A 24,733-nucleotide genomic window follows, 5' to 3' on the forward strand; every position below is an offset into this window, starting at 1 on the left:
TCTTTGCTGTCGGACGTCACGGCGGCACCCTTTGGCCCTGGGGGCCGTGGGGCGACAATGCGCGGAAGGGTTTAGCTTTGGCTTACGCCGCTGCCGCAAAGCGGCGGTCTGGTTAGCGAAGGGCTAATGCCAGCCATCAAGCCGGTTCGAAATCGCCGGGGCGGGCGGTGACGTCGACGAGGCCGGCAGCAAAGCGACGGGCATTGCGCACATAGCCGTCGGCGGAACGGCGCAGGCCGGCAATGGCGGCTTCGTCCAGTTCGCGGATTACCTTGCCCGGCGCGCCGACCACCAGCGAGCCATCGGGGATCACCTTGCCCTCGGTGATCAGGGCTCCGGCGCCGATCAGGCAGTCATTGCCGATCCTGGCGCCGTTGAGCACGGTGGCGCCCATGCCAACAAGCGTATTGTTGCCAATCGTGCAGCCATGCAGCATTGCCTTGTGCCCGATGGTGCATCCTTCCCCGATGCTGAGCGGAAAGCCCATATCGGTGTGCAGCACGGTGTTTTCCTGCACATTGGTGCGGGCGCCGATGGTGATCGGCTCGTTGTCGCCACGCGCCACCACGCCGAACCAGATGCCGACCTCGCTTTGCACGATGATCCTGCCGACCAGCACAGCTGTCGGCGCGATCCAGGCGACATCGGCGTCTATTTCGGGCGCGACGCCATCAAGGGCATAGAGGGTCATGCTGTCCTCCTCAGGGCGTGACACCATAGGCTTGCCGCATCTGGGCGATTTCGGCCAGTGTACTTTGGAACAGGGTCCAATCGTCGCTTTCGGCGATCGGGGCCCAGATGGCCTCCATCTCGTCGATCAGCATAGTGCGAGGGGTGCTGCGGGCGAAGTATGGATGGGTCAGGTTGACGTCTGCGGCCGGTTGGTAGGCCTCCAGTGCATCGGCGATTGGGCGGAAGGCGTCCGTCGCGTAGTGGGCGGCTGAGGGGCTGCGGGCCGCCCGCTCGGCGCTGAGATGGCCGCCGCGCCAATCGAAGAGGAACTGCTCGTAGGGCGTCTTGCTGGCGGATAGGAAGCCGAACAGCGCCGTGACGAAGGCGCCATCGCTCTCGGTGTCGCGTGGCACGAGGCCCAGGCGGCGCAGGATTTGCCGGGGCAGTTCGGCGCGGAATTCGGGCCAGACGGTGTTGAGCGCCGGCTCCAGCATTTCGATGCTGGACAGCGGCAACAGGCATTCGGCCAACCTTGTCAGGTTCCAGGCCAAGGTGTCGGGCTGGCGGCCGAAGCTGTAGAGGCCGGTTTCGTCGAAATAGGCGGCGGTGAAATCGGGATCGTAGATCGGGACAAAGCGCCAGGGTCCGTAGTCAAAGCTCTCGCCAGTGATGTTGATATTGTCGGTATTGAGCACGCCATGCACGAAACCGGCGGCGATCCACTGGGCGCCGAGCCGGGCGACATTTCTTGTCACGGCTTCCAGGAAAGCCGCCGGACGATCGGCGGCGTCGGACAGCTCGGGATAGTAGTTGGCAATGGCGTAGTCGAGCAGCGTGCGGAGGCCCTCGACATCTTCCAGATAGGCGAGCCGCTGGAAGGTGCCGATGCGGATATGGCTGTGGCTGAGCCGCGTCAGCACCGACGAACGGGTGGGCGAGGGCTCGTCGCCGCGATAGAGCGCTTCGCCGGTCTCGACTAGTGAGAAGCTCTTAGAGGTATAGACGCCGAGCGCCTCCAGCATCTCGGTGGCCAGCACCTCGCGAACGCCGCCCTTGAGCGTCAGCCGTCCATCGCCGCCACGCGACCACGGCGTCTTGCCCGATCCCTTGGTGCCGAAATCGAGCAGGCGACCATCATTGTCGACGCCCTGTGCAAACAGGAAGCCGCGGCCATCGCCCAGATCGGGATTGTAGCTGCGGAACTGGTGGCCGTGATAGCGCAGGGCCAGCGGCTGCGGCAGCGAACCGGGGAGCGGCTCGAAGCGACCGAAATGGGCGAGCCATTGTTTGTCGGTGAGGTCGGCCAGTCCCATGCGTGTGGCCCAGCGCTGGTCGCGATGGCGCAGGGTGGTCTGGGGGAAATCGGCCGGCGCGACGCGATCGAAGAAGGTGTCGCCGAGCGTCTCGTGCTGCCGTGAAGCTTTGAAATCAGACATGGAAACCCAACGCTATCACAACCCAGCCTTTCGCTGCGACGCCTAGCGCCGTGGAACAAATCGCCCTATATCGGCTGATGATGAAACCCCAAAGCGACATCCTGCGGCTAGCTCCATTCCAGGCCGTGATCTTCGATATGGACGGCACGCTGCTCGATACCGAAAGCGTCTTCAAGACCATCGTGTTCGAAGTGTGTACCGAGCTTGGTTTCGAGATGACCGATCTCATCCATGCCTCCATGGTGGGCGGCAGCCACGAAAACACCAATCGACTGCTCATCGAATCCTACGGCGTCGCCTTTCCCTATACCCTGTTCGACGAGCGCTGCCGTGTCATCATGCGCGAGCGCAGCCATGGCGGCGTACCGGTCAAGCCCGGTGCCCGCGAACTGGTGTCCGAGCTGCTGCAGCGCAAGATTCCGACGGCAGTGGCGACCTCCTCGCGCAATCCGCATGCGCATCACCATCTGTCGGCGGCAGGTTTGCTCGACATGTTCGAGACCATTGTCACCCGCGACGATGTGGTCAATCCCAAGCCGCATCCCGAGCCCTATCTGACGGCAGCGCGCCGGCTGGGCGTCGATCCGCTCAAGTGCCTGGCCTTGGAGGACAGCCATTCCGGCGTCCGCGCCGCCCATGCTGCCGGCATGCAAACGGTGATGGTGCCCGACCTCGTGCATCCTAGCGAAGAGATCCGCGCCCTGGGCATCGCCATAATGGAAAGCCTCGACCACGTGCGCCTGGCCGCGTTCGACAAGAACTAGGCGCAGCCTTCTAGCCTGCCCCCAGCATGTTTTTTTGGGCTGCATTGCTCGCTTCCGTCTCCGTCGCGCAACATCTCCACAACAAAGCGCTGATTTGCCGCTGGTAATGTTTAAAGCTTTACCGGTTGCGGAAAGCTGGCCTTCACTGCGTCCCAAGTGCTTCCATTATATGGCTTTTCAACTCTTCTCCCCTCCATTAACCGTACTTTAAGAAGCTAACGGCTATGGTTAACCAGCCGTAAATTTCGACTTCCCACCCAGACAAAGCTTGGCTAGTGTGCCGGCCGGGAAGTGACTGAAGGGTCCGCAACGACGGAACCACAGAAGGCCCGCCGGAAAAGACCGGACGGGCTCAGGGGTAAGGACGGGGCATTGACGCAATCCTGGCAGGCTATTGCTGTGCGTGCGGTATCGCATGCTCTCGCTCTGTGCGCCGTTGCGCTTGTGCTGTTCGTTACGCTTGTCCCTGCCCATGCCCAGACCATCCGCGTTGCCGACGTAACGCCGCTGCCGGTTCCGGCCGAACTCGTGGCGCTGCGCGCCCGCCCGGCAATCGGGCCGACCCAGATGCCCGTCGCCGCTGGCCAGCAGCCGCTCACCCCACAATTGCTCGCCAACTATGTCGACCGCCAGAAGGCGCTTCGCGCCGTCAATGTGCTGGATGAGACGCAGCCGGGTGAACTCAATACCGATGTGCTGCTCGGCTACATTGCCCGCGGTTCGCTGGGCGGCAACAGCGCCATCTCGGCCATTGCCAGCTTCACTAGCCCGGTTGCCGCTGCCAAGCCCGAGCCGGCACTCAATCCGGACGCACTGGCCGCCTATATCGAGAACGGCTACCAGCCGGTCGAAATGCGGCTGCAGCATGCCAATGCCGAGCGTGATTGCCTGGCCCAGGCCATCTATCACGAGGCCCGTGGCGAAAGCGAAGTGGGCCAGCTGGCCGTGGCCAATGTCATCGTCAACCGCGCTCGTTCGGGCAAGTTCCCCTCGACCCTGTGCGGCGTGATCTACCAGAACGCAGAAAAGGGCTATCATCGCTGCCAGTTCACCTTTGCCTGTGACGGCCGCAGCGATGTTCCAGGCGAACGCCGCGCCTGGGTGCGGTCCGCTGCGCTGGCGCAGGATGTTTATGCCGAATTTGCGCTGGGCGAAGATGTCGGCGCCATCCCGGGCTCGGCCCTCTACTACCACACGACCAATGTGCGTCCGAACTGGGCCAACACCTACAACGCCGTCTCCCACATCGGCTCGCATATCTTCTACTCGCCGAACTGAGGCGCTCCCCGACATCGTGACATGCTGAGCCGCCGCGCCGGATGATTCCGCGCGGTTGTGTTTGTGTCGCATGCCCAAGAGGGCAGCGAGGGCGGACCCCGAGACGGCTTTCGCCCCTGAGTTTTAGTTTAGTGAGACGAAGTCCGCCTCGGGGTGCCGGTTTTTGGAACGTTTCCGGCGGCGGGAGGTCATAGCCTCTCACGGCCGAAACGCGAACCTGTGGGAGAAGGCAAAATCCCCACCCGGCTCACCCCACCACTGTTCGCCTGCAGGCCGCCGTGTGGGGTGATGGGGAGGAGTGTACGGGAGGAATTGGGGGTGGGGATAAGAGGGATAAGCTGAAGGGCCCGGTGCGCGCTGTCCCACCACTTCCTACCTCCCGATCAGAGGGGGAGGTTTCTCTCCACTCATGAGACAGGATCGGATCACAAACAGAAGGCGGCGCCTCCTCCCCCATGATGGGGAGGATGGGAGGGTCGGGCAGCGCGCACCGCACGCGAGGTCCGCCCCAGCAGTAAGTGGCGCCCCGCAGGGCGCCACTTACTGTCTCGGGAGGAAACGACTTACTCCGCCGCCTGTGCCAGCCTCGGCCCCGGCGACGCATTCGCTGCGTCGCCAAATTTTTCGAAATTGGCGCGGAACAGGCCGGCTAGATGCATGGCCTGCCGGTCATAGGCTTCCGCATCGGCCCAGGTGCTGCGCGGGGTAAGCAGGCTGGCATAGATGCCTTCGACCGCGATCGGAACCTCGAAGCCAAAGAGCTCGTCCGTCCGCATCTCGGCCCGGTCCAGCTCGCCATTGAGCGCAGCTGTCAGCAGGCGCCGGGTCGAGGCAATGTCGATGCGCTTGCCGACGCCATAGCCGCCGCCGGTCCAGCCGGTATTGAGCAGCCAGGTCGAGGCCCCGGCGCTGCGCAGTTTCTCCGCCAGCATCTCGCCATAGACGGTCGGGTGCAGCGGCATGAAGGGCGCGCCGAAGCAGGCCGAGAAAGTCGCCTGCGGCTCGGTAACGCCGCGCTCCGTACCGGCCACCTTGGCGGTATAGCCGGAGAGGAAGTGGTAGACCGCCTGTTCGGGCGTCAGCCTGGCGATCGGCGGGAGAACGCCAAAGGCGTCGGCGGTGAGGAACACCACGGTCTTGGGCGTGCCGCCGACACTGCCCTTGGCCACGGCAGGTAACACATGGATCGGATAGGCGGCTCGGGTGTTTTCGGTGAGCGAGACATCGCTGAACACAGGGACGCGCGCGCTGTCGAGCACGACGTTCTCCAGCACCGTGCCAAACCGCTTGGTGGCGGCGAAGATCTCGGGCTCCGCCTTCGGATTGAGATTGATGGTCTTGGCGTAGCAGCCGCCTTCGAGGTTGAAGACGCCAGTCTCGCTCCAGCCGTGTTCGTCATCGCCAATCAACGGGCGATCGGGATCGTTGCTGAGCGTGGTCTTGCCGGTGCCCGAGAGGCCGAAGAACAAGGCCGCTTCGCCATCCTTGCCGAGGTTGGCCGAACAATGCATCGGCAGCACCCCCTGGCGCGGCGCGTGAAAGTTGAACAGCGAGAACACCGATTTCTTGATCTCGCCAGCATAGGATGTGCCGGCGATGACGACGATGTTACGGCTCATGTCGAGCGCGATGACGGTCTCGGTACGGCTGCCGTGGCGGGCCGGATCGGCTTTGAAATGCGGCGCATGGACGATGGTGACCGCTGTCGGCGCACTGCCGGCCTCGACCATTTCGCCGGGACGGATCAAGAGATTGCGGATGAACAGCGCGTGCCAGGCGCTGGGCGTCATGACCGTCACGGCATACTGGTGGCGCGGATCGGCACCAGCCAGCAGATCCTGCCGGAACATCGATAGACCGCCCATCGAGGCCACCGCATCGTCGAGCAGCAGGTCGAAATGGCTGGGGCTCATCGCGCCGCTATTATCCCACCAGACGCTGTTCTCGGTCAGACCGTCGCGGACGATGAACTTGTCCTTGGGCGAGCGGCCGGTAAAGGCGCCGGTGCGGACCGAAACCGCGCCATCAACCGTCAGTTCGCATTCCTCGCCCTGCAGCGAGCGCGCAACCAGGACGGGCGCAATGTCGTTGCTGGACACCGAACCGGCGCGGGCGGCGATCATGCTGCGGAGAGTCTCGTGATCGAAATGGCTCATATCGGGCTCCATCGCCGTGTGGCGTCGCGGTATGGGCCTGAAAATACGGGAGGAAGTCGTCGTACAACCATCCCGAAATCGGTCGTAAGACGGAAGTTGCATCAGGCCCTAAGGTCGCAGCCAATTGGCCCTGCTGGTTGTACTGCCCTTGGCCGCGCCTTATTTACCGCGTAATTATGGCTTGCAAGCATGCCCACGGCCTCGGCTGTGGCGATATTCGCGTGATGGCGGTCTGCAAACGCCAGCTTTCTGCGCTTCCGCTGCTCACGTACAAAACGTACGCTGCGCTGCGGTTCTCGAAAGCCGTCGTTTTCGACTCGCCCTGACGCGAAACTCACCACAGCCAAATGTCGCCGCGTGTTTGAAAGCGTCCGAACAAGAAAGGCAGCTCATGCCCAAGATCGCCCTCGTCGATGACGACCGCAATATCCTGACGTCCGTCTCGCTGACGCTGGAGGCCGAGGGATATCAGGTCGCCACCTATACCGATGGTGCCTCCGGGCTCGAAGGCCTGACGACCGACAAGCCTGACCTGGCTATCCTCGACATCAAGATGCCGCGCATGGACGGCATGGAACTGCTGCGCCGCCTGCGGCAGAAATCCGATGTGCCGGTGATCTTCCTGACGTCCAAGGACGAAGAGATCGACGAACTGTTCGGCCTCAAGATGGGAGCCGATGATTTCATCACCAAGCCGTTCAGCCAGCGCCTGCTGGTCGAGCGGGTCAAGGCGATCCTGCGCCGCTCGGCGCCGCGCGATCCCTCCGCTCCTGCCGGCGCTCCAGGCGAACCCGGCACCGGCAAGGCGCTGATCGAGCGCGGCTCGCTGGTGATGGACGAAGAGCGCCACACCTGCACCTGGAAGGGCCAGCGTGTCACCCTGACCGTCACCGAATTCCTGATCCTGCAGGCACTCGCTTTGCGGCCCGGCGTGGTCAAGTCGCGCAATGCCTTGATGGATGCGGCGTATGACGACCAAGTCTATGTCGACGATCGCACCATCGACAGCCACATCAAGCGGCTGCGCAAGAAGTTCAAGGCGACCGACGACGACTTCGAGATGATCGAGACGCTGTATGGCGTCGGCTATCGCTTCAAGGAGCAATAAGCACAACAAGTGGCCATTCTCGATCCGGAGCTAGAATCCAAGCCCGATGCGACGTCCGAATGGCGCGCACCGGATAAACCTGTGCCGGACGATGCCCAACCGGGTCGGACACGGCGGCGCAATCCATGGCGGCTGCTGATCGCGCCGTTCGGCAAGCTCGCCAGTGCCATCAGCCGCTTTCTCGACTTCACCATTTTTTCGAGCCTGACCCGCCGCATCATCGTGCTCAACATGGCGGGCCTGCTGGTGTTGGTGGTGGGGATACTCTACCTCAACCAGTGGCGCGCCGGCCTGATCGATGCCCGCGTGCAATCGCTGCGCGTGCAGGGCGAAATCATCGCCGCCGCGGTGGCCGCCTCGGCCACGGTCGATAGCGACGTGATCTCTGTGAACCCGGACCGCCTGCTCGAATTGCAGGGCGATGGTACGGTGTCCTCGCTGTCCTATTTCGATCCGTCGCTGGAATTCCCCATCAATCCGGAACGCGTGGCGCCGCTGCTGCGCAACCTGATCACGCCCACGCGTACTCGCGCCCGCATCTACGACCAGGGCGGGCTGATGATCCTTGATAGCGACAACATCTATGCCCGCGGCGAGGTGATGCGGCAGATCATCGCCACCAAGTCGGACGACGACTTCTTCCTCTGGGACTGGTGGAACGCGCTGCTGAGCTGGGTGCCGGGCGACAATTTCCCCAAGTACCAGGAATATGGCGTCGACGAAGGCAGCCGCTATCCCGAAGTGGCGTCGGCCCTGCAAGGCGCGCCGGCCGATTTCGTCCGTGTCGATGCGCAGAACCAGTTGGTCGTGTCGGTGGCGGTGCCGGTGCAGCGCGTGCGCGCCGTGGTGGGCGCCATCCTGCTGTCGACGGCGCCGGGCGATATCGATTCCATCGTGGCGCAGGAGCGCTGGGGCATTCTGCGCATCGCCATGATCGCGGCGGTGGTGCAGATCGCCCTGTCGCTGGCCCTGGCCGGCACCATTGCCGGACCAATGCGGCGGCTGTCGGCGGCGGCCGAACGGGTGCAGACAGCCGGCAATGCCCGCGCCGAAATCCCCGATTTCAGCGATCGGCCCGATGAGATCGGCCATTTGAGCGGCGCCTTCCGCCGCATGACCGATGGGCTCTATAACCGCATCGAGGCCATCGAGCGCTTTGCCGCCGACGTAGCGCATGAGCTCAAGAACCCGCTGACCTCGCTGCGCTCGGCCGTCGAAACCCTGCCACTGGCCAAGCGGCAAGAGGACAAGGACCGGCTCAACGCCATCATCCAGCACGACGTGAAGCGGCTCGATCGGCTGATTACCGACATTTCCAGTGCCAGCCGCCTCGACGCCGAACTGGCGCGTGAAAATTCGGAACGCGTTGACGTCGAGAAGCTCGCCGAGGCGATGGTGTCGATCCAGAAGGACATGGCGCTGGGACGGGGTGTCACCGTCGAACTGGTCAAGCGATCAGGCAAGGGCGCAGCCATCGTCAATGGCCATGAGAATCGCCTCGCGCAGGTCTTCGCCAACCTGATCGATAATGCCGTCAGCTTCTCGCCGGAAGGCGGCGTGGTGAAGGTGGCGGTGTCGACCGACGTGGACGACATCACCGTTGTCGTGACCGACGAAGGGCGCGGCATTGCGGGCGATTTCGGCAAGATCTTCCAGCGATTCTATACCGATCGCCCGGACACCGAGCAGTTTGGCGATCATTCCGGACTGGGCCTGTCGATCAGCAAGCAGATCGTCGATGCGCACAAGGGCACCATCCGGGCCCACAACCGCGAGGATCGTTCCGGAGCGGTATTTACGATTGTGTTGCCCCGTGCCCGCAAATAGATTGGCGGCATGAGCAAGCCAAAAAACGTGCATGGCACGGGTCTGTTATTGGGTTCGACCGGTGTGTTGTTGCGCGGCCCGTCCGGCGCCGGCAAGTCGGTGCTGGCGCTGTCGCTGCTCGATCGCTGGGAAAATCGCGGCCTTCCGGCCTTCCTGGTTTCCGATGACCGCGTCGACCTGGCCGTGACCGGGCGGCAGCTCAGCATGCAGGCGCCGGCCAAGCTGGCGGGCCTCATCGAATTGCGCGGCCGCGGCATAATCAGCCGGCCGCACAAGGACCTGGTGACCCTCGATCTGGTGATCGACCTTGTCCCTGATATGGTACGCATGCTCGAGGAAGAAGAGTTCACCACTGAACTGGCCGGCATGTCGGTGGCACGCGCGCCGGTGCCCTATGGCAGTGTCATCAGCCTGGGGCATCAGATCCTGCTGGTGGTCGAGGCTATTTCCGCCCTCCCCAAGCCGTGACAAAAAACCACTTGAATCGTGTCCATTTGGGGACAAGACTGTCCCATGCTCGTCCTTTTTGGCCGGGTTCAGCTTTGCGCAACGTTCCCGATGGATACTGCGCAGGCAGGGGGCATGAAAATCTGGAATGCCGTCGGCGCCCCGTCGCGGGCGCATCTCGGCAGGCTGGGGACGTTGCATGATTGGTCTGGTTCTGGTGACGCATGGCGCGCTTGCCAATGAGTTCAAGTCGGCGCTCGAACATGTTGTCGGCCCACAGGATCATTGCGAGACGATCGCCATCGGTCCCGATGACAACATGGAAAGCCGCCGCAACGACATTCTCGCCGCCATCGACAAGGCCGACGATGGCAGTGGCGTGATTATCCTCACCGATATGTTCGGCGGCACGCCGTCCAATCTCGCCATTTCGGTGATGCAGAACCGCGCCGTGGAAGTGATCGCCGGCGTCAACTTGCCCATGCTGGTCAAGTTGGGCCGCGTGCGCGGCGACATGAACATCCGCGATGCGGTGAACCTGGCCCAGGAGGCCGGGCGGAAATACATCACGGTGGCCAACTCGATCCTGGGTGCTGGTTAGCATGGCCCCGAAAGGTGCAACGCGGTTTTCGGACACGGCCATGCGGGGACGTCTGTGATGGACGGGGCAGGGGCCGGTCGGGCCGTTGCTCAACAACTGACCATCGTCAACCGCAAGGGCCTGCACGCCCGCGCCTCGGCCCGTTTCGTGCGCACCGCCGAATGCTTTGACGCCACCGTTAACGTCATCAAGGATGGCACGTCCGTCGCCGGCAACTCCATCATGGGCCTGATGATGCTTGGGGCCGGGCCGGGTTCGACGATTTTGGTGCAAGCGAGCGGCAAACAGGCGCGCGAGGCGCTGGAGGCCATCGTCGAGCTGGTGAATAACGGGTTTGACGAGGACGTCGAGGGGACGGCGGGGTGAAGGATGCCATCGTGCTTGTGGCATTCGACTCGGCTTGGGCCGAGACCTATGCGCAGGCTCGCGATGAACTGCTGAGCCTGCTGCCGGTGCCCCCGCTGCTTATCGAGCATTTCGGCTCGACGTCGGTGCCGGGCCTGTGGCAAAGCCGGTCATCGACATCCTTGTGCTGGTTGCTGAGATGGCGCCAATCCACGCTGCCCTCCCGGAACTTGAGCGGGCTGGCTACGAATTCCGCCCCGACGTCTCAAGCCCCGCGCGGCTGTTCATGCGCCGTCATGGCGACGACGGCGAGCGCACGCATCACCTTCATGTCCACACGGACCGGTACGACGTGCAGCGGCACCTGCTGTTTCGCGATCAGTTGCGCGCCGATTCCGGCATCCGGAAAGACTACGCCGCTCTCAAGCATGAATTGGCGCTCCGCCATGCCGGTGATCGCGAGGCCTATACAAAGGGCAAGGATGCGTTCATCGACGCCGTTGTGCAGGCGGCGGGCGGGCCTCAACGGCAGCCATTCTGGAACACCTGATTTTTGGGTGTCGCTGCCGGCAGCGCGTCACACGCACAATCCCGATTGCGGAACGTCCCGCCATCTCCCACATTGATCTCACAGGCGGAGAGACTCAAACCATGCGGCGTATGATTGCCGGTATCGGCGGGTTGGGACTGGCGGTGGTGCTCAGCCAGTTCCCCGAATATGCCCAGCAATATACCCAGCGCCTTGGTGGGGCGGTGGACGAGTTGCGTACAGTTACGCAGCGATTTGATCGTGAGGCAGAGGCGGCCGGCCTAACGCGTCAACAGGCTCTGGAGAGCTTTCGTACGGCAACCGATACTTTCGCCGCTGGCCAGGAGCTACGCGAAGCGGAGAATTTCCGCAGGTTGGAAGAATTGAACGCCGCCCTGACCCGCATCCAGGATGCCGGGCCCGTCGAGCGTCTCCAGTCGTTGCCGGACTATGTCGATACCGATATCGGCCAGCGGACCCTGGAGAACTACGTGTGGGCCGTGCCCTTCAGCGTCGAAGGCATCCTCTATGCTGGTGGTGGTTTCATCCTGGGCTACCTGATCCTGTCGGGTCTTTGGCGGTTTGCCGCCATGCCATTCAGGAAGCGCTATCCGGCCTATCGTTAGGGGATATAAACCTTTCTTTATATCCCAGTTGATTGCGGACGCGCCCTTGCGTATAGCAGAGGCACGCAACTGTTTTCGCTCCGGAGCCCCCAGATGAGCACCAAATCGACCGACTATGCGGTCAAGGACATTTCCCTCGCCGATTTCGGCCGCAAGGAAATCGAGATCGCCCAGATCGAAATGCCCGGCCTGATGGCCATCCGCGAGGAATATGCCGCGGCCCAGCCGCTCAAGGGCGCCCGCATCGCCGGCTCGCTGCACATGACCATCCAGACCGCCGTGCTGATCGAGACGCTGGTCGCGCTCGGTGCCGAAGTGCGCTGGGTCAGCTGCAATATCTTCTCGACCCAGGATCACGCCGCTGCCGCCATCGCCGCTGCCGGCATCCCGGTTTTCGCCCACAAGGGCGAGACGCTGGAAGAATACTGGGACTTCACTGACCGCATGATGGACTGGGGCAATGGCCTCACCCCCAACATGATCCTCGACGATGGCGGCGACGCGACTATGTACATCCTCAACGGCGCCAAGGCCGAAAAGGATGTTGCTGCCCTGGGTACGCCAGGCAACGAGGAAGAGGAAATCTTCCACGCGACCATCAAGCGCCGCCTGGCCAAGACGCCCGGTTTCTTCTCCGCCATCCGTGCCGCCATTCGCGGCGTGTCGGAAGAGACCACCACGGGCGTCATGCGCCTCTATCAGCTGCACGCCAAGGGCGAACTGCCGTTCCCGGCCATCAACGTCAATGACTCGGTGACCAAGTCCAAGTTCGACAACAAATACGGCACCCGTGAATCGCTGGTTGACGCGATCCGTCGCGGCACCGACGTGATGATGGCCGGCAAGGTTGCCGTGGTCTGCGGCTATGGCGACGTCGGCAAGGGCTCGGCCGAGTCCCTGCGCGGCGCCGGCGCCCGCGTGCTGGTGACCGAAGTCGACCCGATCTGCGCCCTGCAGGCCGCCATGGAAGGCTTCGAAGTCGTGACGCTGGAAGACGCCGCGCCACGCGCCGACATCGTCGTCACCGCCACCGGCAACAAGGATGTGCTGACGCTCGACGACATGCGCAACCTCAAGGATATGGCCATCGTCTGCAATATCGGCCACTTCGACAACGAGATCCAGGTCGCGGCGCTCCGCAACTTCAAGTGGACCAACGTCAAGCCGCAGGTCGACCTGGTCGAAAAGCCCGACGGCAAGCGCCTGATCCTGCTCTCCGAAGGGCGCTTGGTGAACCTGGGCAATGCCACCGGCCATCCGAGCTTTGTGATGTCGGCCTCGTTCTCCAACCAGACGCTGGCCCAGATCGAACTGTGGACCAATGGCGAAAAGCTCGAAAAGAAGGTGCACGTGCTGCCCAAGCATCTCGACGAAAAGGTCGCCGAACTGCACCTGGCCAAGTTGGGCGCCAAGCTGACCAAGCTCACCAAGGATCAGGCCGACTATATCGGCGTCACCCAGAACGGGCCGTTCAAGTCGGGCGAATACCGGTACTAGGCCTGGATTGAATTGACCTCCGGCGCCCGCTGCCTCTTGCTGCGGGCGCTGCTGTTTGTGGCGGGTGAAGGGGGTGCGCACGGCGCACAGCATTTAGGCTTCGTGCCATTCGGGCGTAGCCCTCACGGCCTTCTCAGCTGAAATCGCTCCGCGGGAGCGATTTCGCCGCCAAAGGCGGCCGCTTTGAAGTTGCTGCTTCGTTCCCGGTCAATCCCCGATATCGCGCCTTTGCCCATAATGCACAGCCATTAAGACTCTTTTAGGCGATTCCCCACGCCGGTATGGTCATGGTGATTCGGTTGCTGGGGGACACGCAACCGGTCGGAGGCGGCAAGATCCTGTGGGGTCGCGTAGGCCGGCTCCTCAAGTGCAGGCGTAACCGACGCTTTGGGGCGTCGGGCTGGCAACGACATCAATTTGACCTAGAGGGCCGCGCATGGCGCCGGATCGGTTCCGGAAGCATTGGGGATTCGCACTTGCTGGTGCAGCCCCTCTTACCCTGATGACGGCGGTCCCCGCCCTCGCCCAGGGCATCCAGACGACCAGCTTCGCCGGTGCGGCTCCTCTCGCCATCGCTGTTGGCGCGGGCTGCTTCGCGCTTCTCGCCATGGCCGTGGTCCGTACCATGCTGTCCGACGGCAAGGCCGCCCGGCGCAGGGCCTCCGAACAGATCGCCGGGCTGCGTGCCCTGGTCGATGAATACGAGGCGCTGCTTTCCGGGACGCGCGAAGTGACCGTGTTGTGGACCGAGAACGGCAATGGCGCGCCCAAGCTGCTCGGGCAGGCCGCCTCGGTGCTGCCGATCGGGCGACAGCCTGAAAGCGTGCTCAATTTTCAAAGCTGGCTGAAAGACGGCGACGCCGACCGGCTCGCCCGTCTGCTCGAAGATCTGCGCGTACATGGCCATGCCTTCGGCATCAGCCTCAATGCGCTCGACGGCCGGGTGATCCGGGCCAATGGCTGGGTGCTCGGTGGCGGCGCCGCGATGCGCCTGCGCCCCGCTTTCCTGCAGCCGAGTGCCGAACCCAACCTGGTGGCGGCTGCCGCCGATGGCGACATGACCAGCGTCCGCGCCGTGCTCGCCACGCTGACCAAGCCTGCCTTTGCCCGCGATGCCGAGAACCGGCTGATCTATGCCAACGGGCCCTACCTGCAATTGGCCCGCTCGATCGGCAAGACGGGCAGCGAAACCGCGCCCCCCGAACTGCTCGAGCCGGCCCAGCTCAAGCAGCATATGGCCGCCTGCGCCGCGGGGGATAAGCCGGCGACGCTGTCGGTCGCCTGGCGCGCCGCCGGGGCCTTCGAATTGGTGGAATTCCCCGTCGCGGGTGGCCGCGCCGGCCTTTTGCGTCCGGTGGAAGACCAGGCCGCGAGGCCCGTCGAGCCGGGCATCGCCCATATCAGCGGCATCATCGATACGCTGGCGACGCCCATCGCCATCTTCAATGCCAAGCGCGAGCTGGTGCAGTTCAACCAGGCCTATGCCAATCTCTGGCACCTCGACACCAAGTTCCTCACCCTGGGCCTCGACGAGCGCGCCATTCTCGACAAGCTGCGCACCGAGGGCATGTTGCCCAATCAGGTCGATTACCAGACCTGGCGCAGCGAGCATCTCAAGTCCTATGCCCGCAAGGATCCGCATGAGAACGACCCCTGGCACCTGCCCGATGGCCGCACCATCAAGGTGATCTCGGCGCCGGCCGGATCGAGCGGCGGGGTGATCTATGTCTTCGAGGACATCACCGAGCGGCTCAAGCTCGAGAGCACCAACAAGGCCTTCTCCAATGTGCAGCGCGAAACCATCAACGCGCTCTCCGAGGCCGTGGCCGTGTTTGGCACCAATGGCCGGCTGACCCTATCCAATCCGCGCCTCTCGGCGCTGTGGAAGCTGCCGATGAACGAGCTGGGGCAAAACCCCCATATCGACCAGATCGCCGAGGCCTCCGGCCGCGCCATTCCCGAGGACGGCGCCAGCATCTGGCGCGATCTGAAACGCGGCATCATCGATCTCAACCCCACCCGCTCCGACCAGACCGGCCGCATCAACCGCTCCGACAATCGCCTGCTCGATTATGCCATCACCCGTTTGCCCGATGGGCAGACCATGATGACCTTCCTCGATGTCACCGAGAGCGCCGGCTATTCCAAGGTGCTCAAGGAGCGCAACGACGCGCTGGTGGCGGCCGATGTGCTCAAGGACGCCTTCGTCGAAAACGTCTCCTACGAACTGCGCTCACCGCTGACCAACATCATCGGCTTTGCCGACCTGCTGGCCAATGAGGGCGGCGCGCTCAATGACCGGCAGGCCGCCTATATCGACTATATCCGCGCCTCCTCCGTCACGCTGGGCGTGCTGATCGACAACATCCTCGACCTGGCCTCGGTCGATGCCGGCATTGCCGAATTACGGCCCGAACTGCTCGACGTGCAGAACCTGGTCGACAAGGCCCGCGCCGGCCTTTCGGCCACCTTCCCCGAAATCTCGGGCGAGAAGCCGATCAATCTGGTGGTCGATATCGATGACCACCTGCCGCCCTTCATCGCCGATGGCACGCGCATCGTGCAGGTGCTGTATAACCTGCTGTCCAACGCCGCCCGCTTCTCGCCGCCCGGCGGGGAAATCCGGCTCTCGATCATGCACCGCGCCGATCGCATGCTGTTCGTCATCGAGGACGAGGGCCCCGGCCTCACCGACGAAATGAAATCGGCCATCCTGACCCGACTCGACAATCCCGGCGGCAGCGGCCGCCAGCGCGGGGCCGGCCTGGGGCTGGCCATCGTCAAGACCTTCGTCAACCTCCATGGTGGCACCATCTCGGCCGAAAAGCGCGAACCGCGCGGCAGCAAGATCATCGTCAACCTGCCGCGCGACAGCGCCATGGCCGGTGTGGCGGAGTAAGGTTTCCTTAGGTCTTCGCTGTCCACCACGTCATTCCCGCGAAGGCGGGAATCCACTCCTGCAAATGCCGTGGCGACGAATGGATTCTCGCTTCCGCGGGAATGACGCTGTGGTAGTTGGTGGGGCGACCAGATGGACGAACACTCTTGCAAACCCTCCTCCCCGACGATGCCGCCACCGCAGCCCTCGGCGCCAGTCTAGCCGCAGAACTGGCCCCCGGGGATATCGTGCTGCTCGAGGGCGATCTGGGGGCCGGGAAGACGGCTTTGGCCCGGGCGATCATCCGCAGCCTGGCCGGTGATCCCGCCTTGGAAGTGCCCTCGCCGACCTTTGCGCTGGTGCAGCCCTATGACACGCCTGTTGGACCGGTGCTGCATGCCGATCTCTACCGGCTGGGCGATCCGCGCGAGGTGGATGAGCTGGGGCTGCTCGACAATCCCGACGCCATCGTACTGGTCGAATGGGCGGCGCGCTCGCCCGAACTGGTGGCGGCGGCGACGCTGGTGGTTGAACTGGCCATCCCGCCCGGCGGCGAAGGACGGACGGTTACGCTGACGCGGCGCTGACCGGACGTGCCAAGGCGCCGCCTGGATTGCGGTTGTCACATTGGATGCATGCCCAAGCGGGCAGCGAGCGGACCCCGAGACGGCTTTCGCCTCTAGGTATTTTTAGTAGTGAGACGGAAGCCATCTCGGGGTGCCGGTTTTTGGAACGGCATGGGGGGTCGCGCACACGCTTCCGCCCGGGCCCGAACCTGTGGGAGAGGCAAAGCCCCCACCCGGCTCACCCCACCACTGTTCGCCTGCAGGCCGCCGAGTGGGGTGATGGGGGGATTATGCTGGAGGTTTGGGAGGCGAGGATAAGGGGGATAAGTCGGGGTTTTGAGCGCGTGGCCCCACCCCCACCTTCCTCCCCCATCAAGGGGGAGGTGTCCGCTCCACTCGTTTGGCGCGATCCAGTCCAACCCACAGGACGGCACCTCCCCCTTGATGGGGGAGGTTGGGAGGGGGTGTCGAGAGCCACGATGCCGGGGCCAGGTGGCTAAGCACGACCGCACCCATCCACGATGTCATTCCGGCGAAGGCCGGAATCCATGCGGTGACCGCCCCTCACGCTGGATGTCGCGGCGCGCCACGAACATGGATTCCGGCCTGCGCCGGAATGACCCGTTGGGGGTTGAGGGCGCGGTGCCACCATGCTTTCCTTGACCCATGGGGAAGGTCTTCATCGTCTACATCATGGCGAGCATGAAGGGCGGCACGGTCTATACCGGTGTCACCGGCAACCCGGCCGGCCGTATTTGGCAGCACAAGAACCACGTCGATCCCAAAAGCTTCACCGCCCGCCACAAGGTCACGCGGCTGGTCTGGTACGAGGTGCATGACCGCCCGTTGTCCGCCATCCAGCGCGAGAAGCGCATCAAGGAGTGGCACCGCGACTGGAAAGTCCGCCTGATCGAGGAGAAGAACCCGACCTGGCGGGATTTGTCGCATGAGATTGAGGACTGGTTCTAGACGCTGTCCCCACCCGCGATGTCATTCCGGCGCAGGCCGGAATCCATGCGGTGGGCTATCCATGCGCTGGATGTGGCGGCGCGCCACGGACCTGGATTCCGGCCTGCGCCGGAATGACCCGGTGGGGGTTGAGGGCGCAGTGCCACACGCGAGACGCGCATTGTGGACTGGCGGCGGGACTGGATCGAGGGAAAGAACCCGACCTGGCGGGATGTGTCGCACGAGCGGGGCTTTAGCCGCGTCCGTTCCGCCCACGATGTCACACCACCCACGATGTCATTCCGGCGCAGGCCGGAATCCATGCGGTGGGCTATCCATGCGCTGGATGTGGCGGCGCGCCACGGACCTGGATTCCGGCCTGCGCCGGAATGACCCGGTGGGGGTTGAGGGCGCAGTGCCAGGCGCGAGAAGAGCATTGGGGACTGGCGGTGGGACTGGGTCGAGGAAGAACCCGGCCTTGTGGGATGTGTGGCACGAGCGGGGCTCTAGCCGCGTCCGTTCCGGCCACCATGTCACACCCCCCGCGATGTCATTCCGGCGCAGGCCGGAATCCATGCGGTGGGCTATCCATGCGCTGGATGTGGCGGCGCGCCACGGACCTGGATTCCGGCCTGCGCCGGAATGACCCGGTGGGGGTTGAGGGCGCAGTGCCACACGCGAGACGCGCATTGTGGACTGGCGGCGGGACTGGATCGAGGGAAAGAACCCGACCTGGCGGGATGTGTCGCACGAGCGGGGCTTTAGCCGCGTCCGTTCCGCCCACGATGTCACACCACCCACGATGTCATTCCGGCGCAGGCCGGAATCCATGCGGTGGGCTATCCATGCGCTGGATGTGGCGGCGCGCCACGGACCTGGATTCCGGCCTGCGCCGGAATGACCCGGTGGGGGTGAGGGCGCAGTGCCAAGCGCGAGAAGCGCATTGTGGACCTGGCGGTGGGACTGGGTCGAGGGAAGAACCCGACCTGGCGGGATTTGTCGCATGAGGTGGGGCTTTAGCCGGGTCCGTTCCGGCCACCATGCCACACCACCCACGATGTCATTCCGGCGCAGGCCGGAATCCATGCGGTGGGTTGTCCATACGCTGGATGCCGCGGCGCGCCACGGACATGGATTCCGGCCTTCGCCGTGGGCATCCGCGCGACCTCATTTGCGAGGTCGCTGTGAGTGTTCACTTTTGGCGGCCTTGTCTGGGACTAAGGCTGCCTCTTCGTCGACATTGGGAAAGCGCTCGAGGAGCCCGCCTTCCACAAACGTAAGAAACTCGGACCACACGCTATCCAAGTGAAGCAAAACTGACTTTGCATCAGTCATCTCAAACTCCGCTGTCTGCCAGACAACCTTTCCCAGCCTCTGCACTTTTCCCCAGTCGACAATCTTGAAATGCGAGAAGCCGTAAAAGACTCTTATGGAAGTTAACGAGATCACCGGAACAACTAACAACTCTTCTGGCGCCAAATTTTTTACCGCCGGCGTAAGTCTGACCCGAACGTAAGTGAACGGCATGTCAGTAGTGTGCTCAAAATCACTTACAACTGTACGATATTTAGTTGTAAACTCGTAATCTTCGTCAGTCTTTTCCTTAAAAGGGTCGGTATAGTTTGTTAACAATCCGAAAGAACTTCGCTTTAGGACTCTTTCAGTGTAGCTTTCCTGCTTGGTTACTGCCTTTGCAAATAGGGCCTTGTCCGCGTTGTTCCGATTTATCCAGTCTCCAATTAGGTCCGCACTCGGGGGCTGCCGCTCTTCGGCAATCGCTTCGGCGGTGAATAGGCCCTCGACCTCTCCCGTCAACTTCAGCTCCGCAAGAGCCGAATGTACTGACTCCACAATAGCCATGGCTTCGGTCCTTTCCAGATACCGACTGGCGTCGAAACGGATTCTCTCAGCGAGACTCAGTTTGCTTTCGGCTTTAGGGGTGTCAAAAGGGGAGTTGGCTAGGTAAGGCTCCAGTCGCCGAATGATTTCGTCAGTAACTGGCATAAAGACTTCAGTGAGTTTGGCCTGTATGACGAATGCAGGTGTTTGCAGGCCAGATGACGAGAAATCGTCTGAAATGTAGTCAACTATATCTTTGTAACGAATTCCATTTGATTTTCGGCGAATTATTGAACTTAAGAAGCTATTTGTGAAATAGCTCATTCTATCGTCAGCAAACGACGATTCCGTCGACTGAGAAGAATACATGAAATAGACACTTTTGTATTCTTCGCTAGATTTCGACACATATTCCTTAAACTCGGCGCCTTCCTTAACGTAGGAAAATCCCGATTGGCATGCATCTACGACCTTAACGCACAAGTTTGGAGACAGACTTTTTAGGATCTGATCCAGCTCGTAGTTCTCAATAGAGGTCTGTCTGATCTGACGTTCAGCGTAGTCCGCTAGTAGATGAAAAAACTGACCGTCTTTTACTCGGCCATGACCGCTAAAGTAAAAGAAAAGAGTGCCGACGTCTTCTGTTTCGTAACGTTTTGCAAAATCTATCAATGCGTCTTTCGCCGCCGAAGATCCAAGATTTCCGTCAATTAATGTAACGTCGTCAAATTGATCTGACGCAAGGAGAAGTTCTTGGATTGCCTTAGCATCACGCTGGCAAGCGGGCAGCTTGCCAGCGTTCGTGTAGTCCGACGCGTATAGTACTATCGCGAGATCTCTCACTCTTCGCTCCCCCAAATTTGTGCCAAAGCATTCGAGACTTTTGTTTACCGGACAATGGCGCGGCGTCGCTCTCTAAACAAGCACCGCCTCCAACGCCCCCCTGTTACGTCCCATCCACGCCGCGCTCTTCGCCCGCCATGCCATCGCCCACAGCGCATCGACCGGGCCGGTGCTGTCGGGCGTGAGACCGGCCTGCGTCGCTTCGTTCGCTGCGTCGGCTATGGCCAGTTCGATCATGGTGGGCACCAGCCGGGCGCGGTCGGCGGCTGCGAGGCCGTAGCCGTCGACGATGTAGCGGAGTTTTTTGGCGCGGATGGGCAGGGGTGGCAGGCCGATGCGCAGTTGCAGGTCGTCGTCGAAGAGATGGGCGTTGAGCCAGCACAGTTGGGCCAGTTCGACCAGCGGATCGACCGGGCCGGCCTGTTCCCAATCGATGAAGCCGACGGGCTGGTGGTCGTGGGCGATGATGTTCCAGTCGCCCAGGTCGCCATGGCCGATGATGCGCGGTCCGACGCCGAGTTCGCGGCCGAACCAGGGGCGCCAGACGGCGTCATCCGGTGGCACGAAGCTGGCGCTGGCGCGGTGGAAGTCGGCGAGCATCTTGCCAAGATTGAACATCGCCTCGTCGGGCCAGGGGCCGGGATGGAGCGAGACGCCGTGGATGAAGCTGACTGTTTCGCGACCCTGGTCGTCGAAGCCGGTGCCGATGACGCGCGGGGCGCCGCTGAAGCCTTCGGCTTCGAGATGGCGGAGCAGGGCGTGGACGGAGGCGGCCCAGGGGCCGGTCTGGCGGTGGACGGTGTCGCCGATGCGGCTGACCGCCGTGCGGCCGCCGCCGGTGAGGGGGATTTCTTCGGTGGTGGTCATACCGGAGTTGAGCAAGTGTAGAGCCCTCGGGTCAAGCCCGAGGGTGACGTGCGGTGGGTGGGGTACCATCTCGCCAACACCACAGATCGTCACCCTCGGGCTTGACCCGAGGGCACTGTACTTTCGATGATGGGGCATGGGTGGATATATCTATATCCTTGCGGATATGCGGCGTGGGCGCACCTATGTTGGCGTCACGAGCAACCTTGTCGCCCGCGTCTACCAGCACCGGGAGGGGCTGGTGGAGGGCTATACCAAGACGAACAACATCAAGCGGCTGGTGTATTTCGAGGATTACGTCCGGATCGAGGATGCGATCCAGCGCGAGACGTCGCTCAAGCGGTGGTACAGGCAGTGGAAGGAAGCGCTGATCGAGGAGGGTAATCCGGAATGGCGCGATCTTTGGGATGAGATCGTGAAGTAGCCATCTCCACAGCGCGTCACCCGAGGAGACTGTACTTGCCCGCTGGGCGGCAAGTGCAGTGCCCTCGGGTCAAGCCCGAGGGTGACGCGCGGTGGGTGGGGCGAGTTGGGGGTACCCCTTAGTGCGCCTCATCCCAGTTCTTGGCCGCATGCGCATCCACCTGGATCGGCACCGTCAGCCGCACCGCTGGCTCTGCCGCGCCTTCCATGACGCGCTTGATGGCGGGCATGGCGATGTCCTCCGTGCCTTCCGGAACTTCGAAGATCAGTTCGTCATGCACCTGCAGCAGCATGTCGGCCTCGATGCCGGCGGCCTTGAGTTCGGGTTCCATGCGGATCATGGCGCGGCGGATGATGTCGGCGGCGGAGCCCTGGATGGGGGCGTTGATCGAGGCGCGTTCGACGAAGCTGCGTTCGGCGGCGTGGGAGGAATTGGCGTTGGGGAAATTGATCTTGCGGCCGAAGATGGTCATCACATAGCCATCGACTTTCACCCGGCGGCGCTGCTCGTCCATATAGTCTTTGATGCCGGGGAAGCGCTCGAAATAGGTCTTGATGTAGTCGCCGGCGACGCCGCGCTCGATGCCGAGCTGGTTGGCGAGGCCGAAGGCGGAAATGCCGTAGATGATGCCGAAATTGATCGCCTTGGCGCGGCGGCGCACGTCCGACGGCATGCCTTCGACCGGGACGTTGAACATTTCCGACGCCGTCATGGCGTGAATGTCGAGGCCTTCCTCGAAGGCGTCCTTGAGCGACTGGATATCGGCGATATGGGCGAGGACGCGCAGCTCGATCTGGCTGTAATCGGCCGAGATCAGCATCTTGCCGGGGGCGGCGACGAAGGCGGTGCGGATTTTGCGGCCATCTGATGTGCGGACCGGGATGTTCTGCAGGTTCGGATCGTTGGAGCTGAGGCGACCGGTGAGCACGGAGTGCTGCGAATACGTCGTGTGGACGCGGCCGGTGCGGGCGTTCATGTATTCGGGCAGGGCATTGGTATAGGTGCCCATCAGCTTGGTGAGCTGGCGCCAGTCGACAATGGTGCGGGCGAGCGGAATGCCCTTGAGGGCGAGGTCTTCGAGCACATCGGCGCCGGTGGACCAGGCGCCGGTCTTGGTCTTGGTGCCGCCTTCGAGGCCCATGCGATCGAACAGGATTTCGCCGAGCTGCTTGGGTGAGCCGAGGTTGAAATTGGAGCCGGCCAGCTCATAGGCCTCGGCCTCGAGCGCGGCGGCGCGCTGGGCGAAATCGCCCGAGAGCCGGGCGAGGATTTGCCGGTCGACGGAAATGCCACGGCCTTCCATGCGGGCGAGCACGGGGGCCAGGGGCCGCTCGATGGTTTCGTAGAGCGTGGTCATGCCCTCGGCGGCGAGGCGGGGTTTCAGGATGCGCCACAGGCGCAGGGTCATGTCGCTGTCTTCGGCGGCATAGCGGGCGGCCTTGTCGATCTCGACCTGGGCGAAGGTGATCTGGCCCTTGCCCGAACCGATCAGGTCCTTGATCGACTGGCCGGGCACGCCGAGCCAGTGGTCGGCCAGCTCGCTCATGGTGTTGAACTGCGGGCCGTCGAGCGAATAGCTGAGGAGCAGGGTGTCGTCATAGCTGTTCACCGCCACATCGTAGCGGGCGAGCAGGCCCAGGTCGTATTTGGCGTTGTGGAAGATCTTGAGGATGGATTTGTCGGCGAAAAGCGGACGGAGCATCGCCAGCGCCTCGCGGCTATCCATCTGGCCCTCGGCCTTGCCGCCGCCAAAGATGTCGTTCTCGCCGGTGGAGTGGCCGAGCGGCAGATAGGCGCCGTTGCCGGGCTGGGTGGCGAAGCTGAGGCCGACGAGGTCGGCGGTCTGGTTGTCGAGGCCGGTCGACTCGGCATCGGTGGCGACGAGGCCCTCGCGATAGGCCATGTCGATCCAGCGCTGCAGGTGGGCGGCGTCTCGGATGATTTCGTAGTTTTCCGGCGTCCACGGAATGGCCTTGGTGGCCTCATGCATGGCGGCGGCATGCAGCACCACGGGCGAGCCGGCGCGACCCTCGGCCTCCTGCCTGGCGGCACGGGCCTCGGCGCGGGCTTCGTTGTTGAATCCGACAGGGGCGACGGGCGCCACGGCCAGTTCCGGATCGGGCTCCCAGGCATCGGGATCGGCGCCGAGCAGGCCGGCCAGGCGCTTGGTGATGGTGGCGAACTCCATCGCCTTGAGGAAGGGAAAGAGCTTGCCCGGCTCGACCGGCTGGCGCGCCAGGGCATCCAGATCGAGCGCGACCGGCACGTCCTGCGCGAGGGTGACGAGGCGCTTGCTGAGGCGGGCGCTGTCGGCATTGGCGATCAGCTTTTCGCGGCGGGCATTCTGCTTGATCTCGCCGGCATGCTCGAGCAGGTTTTCCACCGACCCATACTGGTTGATCAGCTCGGCGGCCGTCTTGACGCCGATGCCGGGCACGCCGGGCACGTTGTCGACGCTGTCGCCGCAGAGCGCCTGCACGTCGATGACCTTGTCGGGGGTGACGCCGAATTTGTTGAACACCTCATCGACGCCGATCCAGCGGAGGGGAGGTTGTCCGGGACGGGGGATGGTGTCGAGCAGGCGGATCGAGCCATCGGCCTCGACCATCTGCATCAGGTCCTTGTCGGACGAGACGATGGTCGCCTTGCCGCCGGCCTTGCGGGCCATGGCGGCATAGGTGGCGATGATATCGTCGGCCTCCCAGCCCTCCATCTCGATGGATTCGATATTGTAGGCGCGGGTGGCGGCGCGGGTCAGCGGGAACTGCGGCACGAGCTCAGGCGGGGCCGGGGGCCGCTGCGCCTTGTATTCGGCGAAGAAATCGTCGCGGAAGGTCTTGCCCTTGGCGTCGAAGATGACGGCCATGTGGGTCGGCTCGTCCTCGCCCTTCAAGTCTTCCATCAGCTTCCACAGCATGTTGCAGAAACCCTGCACGCAGCCGACGGGTAGGCCATCAGACTTGCGATTGAGCGGCGGCAGGGCATGGAAGGCGCGGAAAATATAACCCGAGCCGTCGACGAGCAGCAGATGCATGAGGCGATTCCATTCAGGAGCGAGGCGCAACTTTAGGGGAGTTTTGCC

Annotated in this window: 19 protein-coding genes and 1 pseudogene; 14 read left to right on the top strand and 6 right to left on the bottom strand. The window is 63.1% G+C overall.

All coding sequences use genetic code 11. The features are described 5' to 3' along the window. Window positions 1-136: 136 nt before the first annotated feature. Entirely contained in the window at window positions 137-691 is a 555-nt protein-coding gene (locus IM737_RS14955; RefSeq protein WP_236895082.1) for a gamma carbonic anhydrase family protein, read from the bottom strand. Window positions 692-701: 10 nt separating this feature from the next. Then, window positions 702-2,108 carry a protein adenylyltransferase SelO gene (locus tag IM737_RS14960; RefSeq protein WP_236895085.1) on the bottom strand — a complete coding sequence of 469 codons (1,407 nt, stop codon included), beginning with the start codon at window positions 2,106-2,108 and terminating at the stop codon, window positions 702-704. Window positions 2,109-2,185: 77 nt separating this feature from the next. Between IM737_RS14960 and IM737_RS14965 the strand changes: the two genes are divergently transcribed. Then, on the top strand, window positions 2,186-2,872 hold the full coding sequence (locus IM737_RS14965; RefSeq protein WP_236895088.1) for an HAD family hydrolase: 687 nt from the start codon (window positions 2,186-2,188) through the stop codon (window positions 2,870-2,872). A gap of 372 nt (window positions 2,873-3,244) precedes the next feature. Next, window positions 3,245-4,150, top strand: coding sequence for a cell wall hydrolase (locus IM737_RS14970; RefSeq protein WP_236895093.1), 906 nt, complete (start codon window positions 3,245-3,247; stop codon window positions 4,148-4,150). A 563-nt stretch (window positions 4,151-4,713) separates the two neighbouring features. Here the strand turns inward: IM737_RS14970 and pckA are convergent. Beyond that, window positions 4,714-6,306 carry a phosphoenolpyruvate carboxykinase (ATP) gene (pckA, locus tag IM737_RS14975; protein ID WP_442874138.1) on the bottom strand — a complete coding sequence of 531 codons (1,593 nt, stop codon included), beginning with the start codon at window positions 6,304-6,306 and terminating at the stop codon, window positions 4,714-4,716. A gap of 391 nt (window positions 6,307-6,697) precedes the next feature. Here pckA and IM737_RS14980 point away from each other — a divergent pair, with 391 nt between their 5' ends. The 11 genes and pseudogenes from IM737_RS14980 to IM737_RS15030 all read left to right on the top strand — a co-directional run bounded on the left by IM737_RS14980 (window position 6,698) and on the right by IM737_RS15030 (window position 17,699). Continuing rightward, window positions 6,698-7,414, top strand: a complete 717-nt coding sequence (locus IM737_RS14980; protein ID WP_092179285.1) for a response regulator transcription factor — start codon at window positions 6,698-6,700, stop codon at window positions 7,412-7,414. Between the two features lie 9 nt (window positions 7,415-7,423). Then, window positions 7,424-9,241, top strand: a complete 1,818-nt coding sequence (locus tag IM737_RS14985; RefSeq protein ID WP_236895096.1) for a sensor histidine kinase — start codon at window positions 7,424-7,426, stop codon at window positions 9,239-9,241. Window positions 9,242-9,250: 9 nt separating this feature from the next. Beyond that, on the top strand, window positions 9,251-9,709 hold the full coding sequence (locus IM737_RS14990; protein ID WP_236895100.1) for an HPr kinase/phosphorylase: 459 nt from the start codon (window positions 9,251-9,253) through the stop codon (window positions 9,707-9,709). Between the two features lie 178 nt (window positions 9,710-9,887). Further along, complete coding sequence (locus IM737_RS14995; RefSeq protein ID WP_236895104.1) at window positions 9,888-10,289, top strand: PTS sugar transporter subunit IIA; 402 nt, start codon at window positions 9,888-9,890, stop codon at window positions 10,287-10,289. Between the two features lie 57 nt (window positions 10,290-10,346). Continuing rightward, window positions 10,347-10,655, top strand: coding sequence for an HPr family phosphocarrier protein (locus tag IM737_RS15000; RefSeq protein ID WP_236895107.1), 309 nt, complete (start codon window positions 10,347-10,349; stop codon window positions 10,653-10,655). A 17-nt stretch (window positions 10,656-10,672) separates the two neighbouring features. Then, window positions 10,673-11,184, top strand: a pseudogene (locus IM737_RS15005) (GrpB family protein). A gap of 101 nt (window positions 11,185-11,285) precedes the next feature. Then, window positions 11,286-11,789: a DUF2937 family protein gene (locus tag IM737_RS15010; RefSeq protein ID WP_236895110.1), complete on the top strand. Its 504-nt coding sequence runs from the start codon at window positions 11,286-11,288 to the stop codon at window positions 11,787-11,789. 93 nt (window positions 11,790-11,882) lie between these two features. Beyond that, on the top strand, window positions 11,883-13,286 hold the full coding sequence (ahcY, locus tag IM737_RS15015) for an adenosylhomocysteinase (protein WP_236895113.1): 1,404 nt from the start codon (window positions 11,883-11,885) through the stop codon (window positions 13,284-13,286). Between the two features lie 502 nt (window positions 13,287-13,788). Continuing rightward, on the top strand, window positions 13,789-16,185 hold the full coding sequence (locus IM737_RS15020) for a sensor histidine kinase (RefSeq protein ID WP_236895116.1): 2,397 nt from the start codon (window positions 13,789-13,791) through the stop codon (window positions 16,183-16,185). 146 nt (window positions 16,186-16,331) lie between these two features. Next, window positions 16,332-16,751, top strand: a complete 420-nt coding sequence (tsaE, locus tag IM737_RS15025; RefSeq protein ID WP_236895125.1) for a tRNA (adenosine(37)-N6)-threonylcarbamoyltransferase complex ATPase subunit type 1 TsaE — start codon at window positions 16,332-16,334, stop codon at window positions 16,749-16,751. 645 nt (window positions 16,752-17,396) lie between these two features. Further along, complete coding sequence (locus IM737_RS15030; protein WP_236895127.1) at window positions 17,397-17,699, top strand: GIY-YIG nuclease family protein; 303 nt, start codon at window positions 17,397-17,399, stop codon at window positions 17,697-17,699. A gap of 1,146 nt (window positions 17,700-18,845) precedes the next feature. On the opposite strand, the gene IM737_RS15035 is transcribed toward IM737_RS15030, so the two are convergent. Both IM737_RS15035 and IM737_RS15040 read right to left on the bottom strand, forming a co-directional pair. Next, a complete protein-coding gene (locus IM737_RS15035) occupies window positions 18,846-20,360 on the bottom strand; it encodes a caspase family protein (RefSeq protein WP_236895130.1) in 1,515 nt (504 codons plus the stop codon). Between the two features lie 72 nt (window positions 20,361-20,432). Next, window positions 20,433-21,227, bottom strand: coding sequence for an aminoglycoside phosphotransferase family protein (locus tag IM737_RS15040; RefSeq protein WP_236895133.1), 795 nt, complete (start codon window positions 21,225-21,227; stop codon window positions 20,433-20,435). 136 nt (window positions 21,228-21,363) lie between these two features. Between IM737_RS15040 and IM737_RS15045 the strand changes: the two genes are divergently transcribed. Continuing rightward, window positions 21,364-21,651 carry a GIY-YIG nuclease family protein gene (locus IM737_RS15045; RefSeq protein ID WP_236895135.1) on the top strand — a complete coding sequence of 96 codons (288 nt, stop codon included), beginning with the start codon at window positions 21,364-21,366 and terminating at the stop codon, window positions 21,649-21,651. A 118-nt stretch (window positions 21,652-21,769) separates the two neighbouring features. Here IM737_RS15045 and polA read toward each other — a convergent pair whose 3' ends face one another. Beyond that, on the bottom strand, window positions 21,770-24,685 hold the full coding sequence (gene polA, locus IM737_RS15050) for a DNA polymerase I (protein WP_236895138.1): 2,916 nt from the start codon (window positions 24,683-24,685) through the stop codon (window positions 21,770-21,772). Between the last annotated feature and the right edge of the window lie 48 nt (window positions 24,686-24,733).

The sequence above is a fragment of the Devosia sp. SL43 genome (assembly GCF_021729885.1).
Lineage (GTDB): Bacteria > Pseudomonadota > Alphaproteobacteria > Rhizobiales > Devosiaceae > Devosia.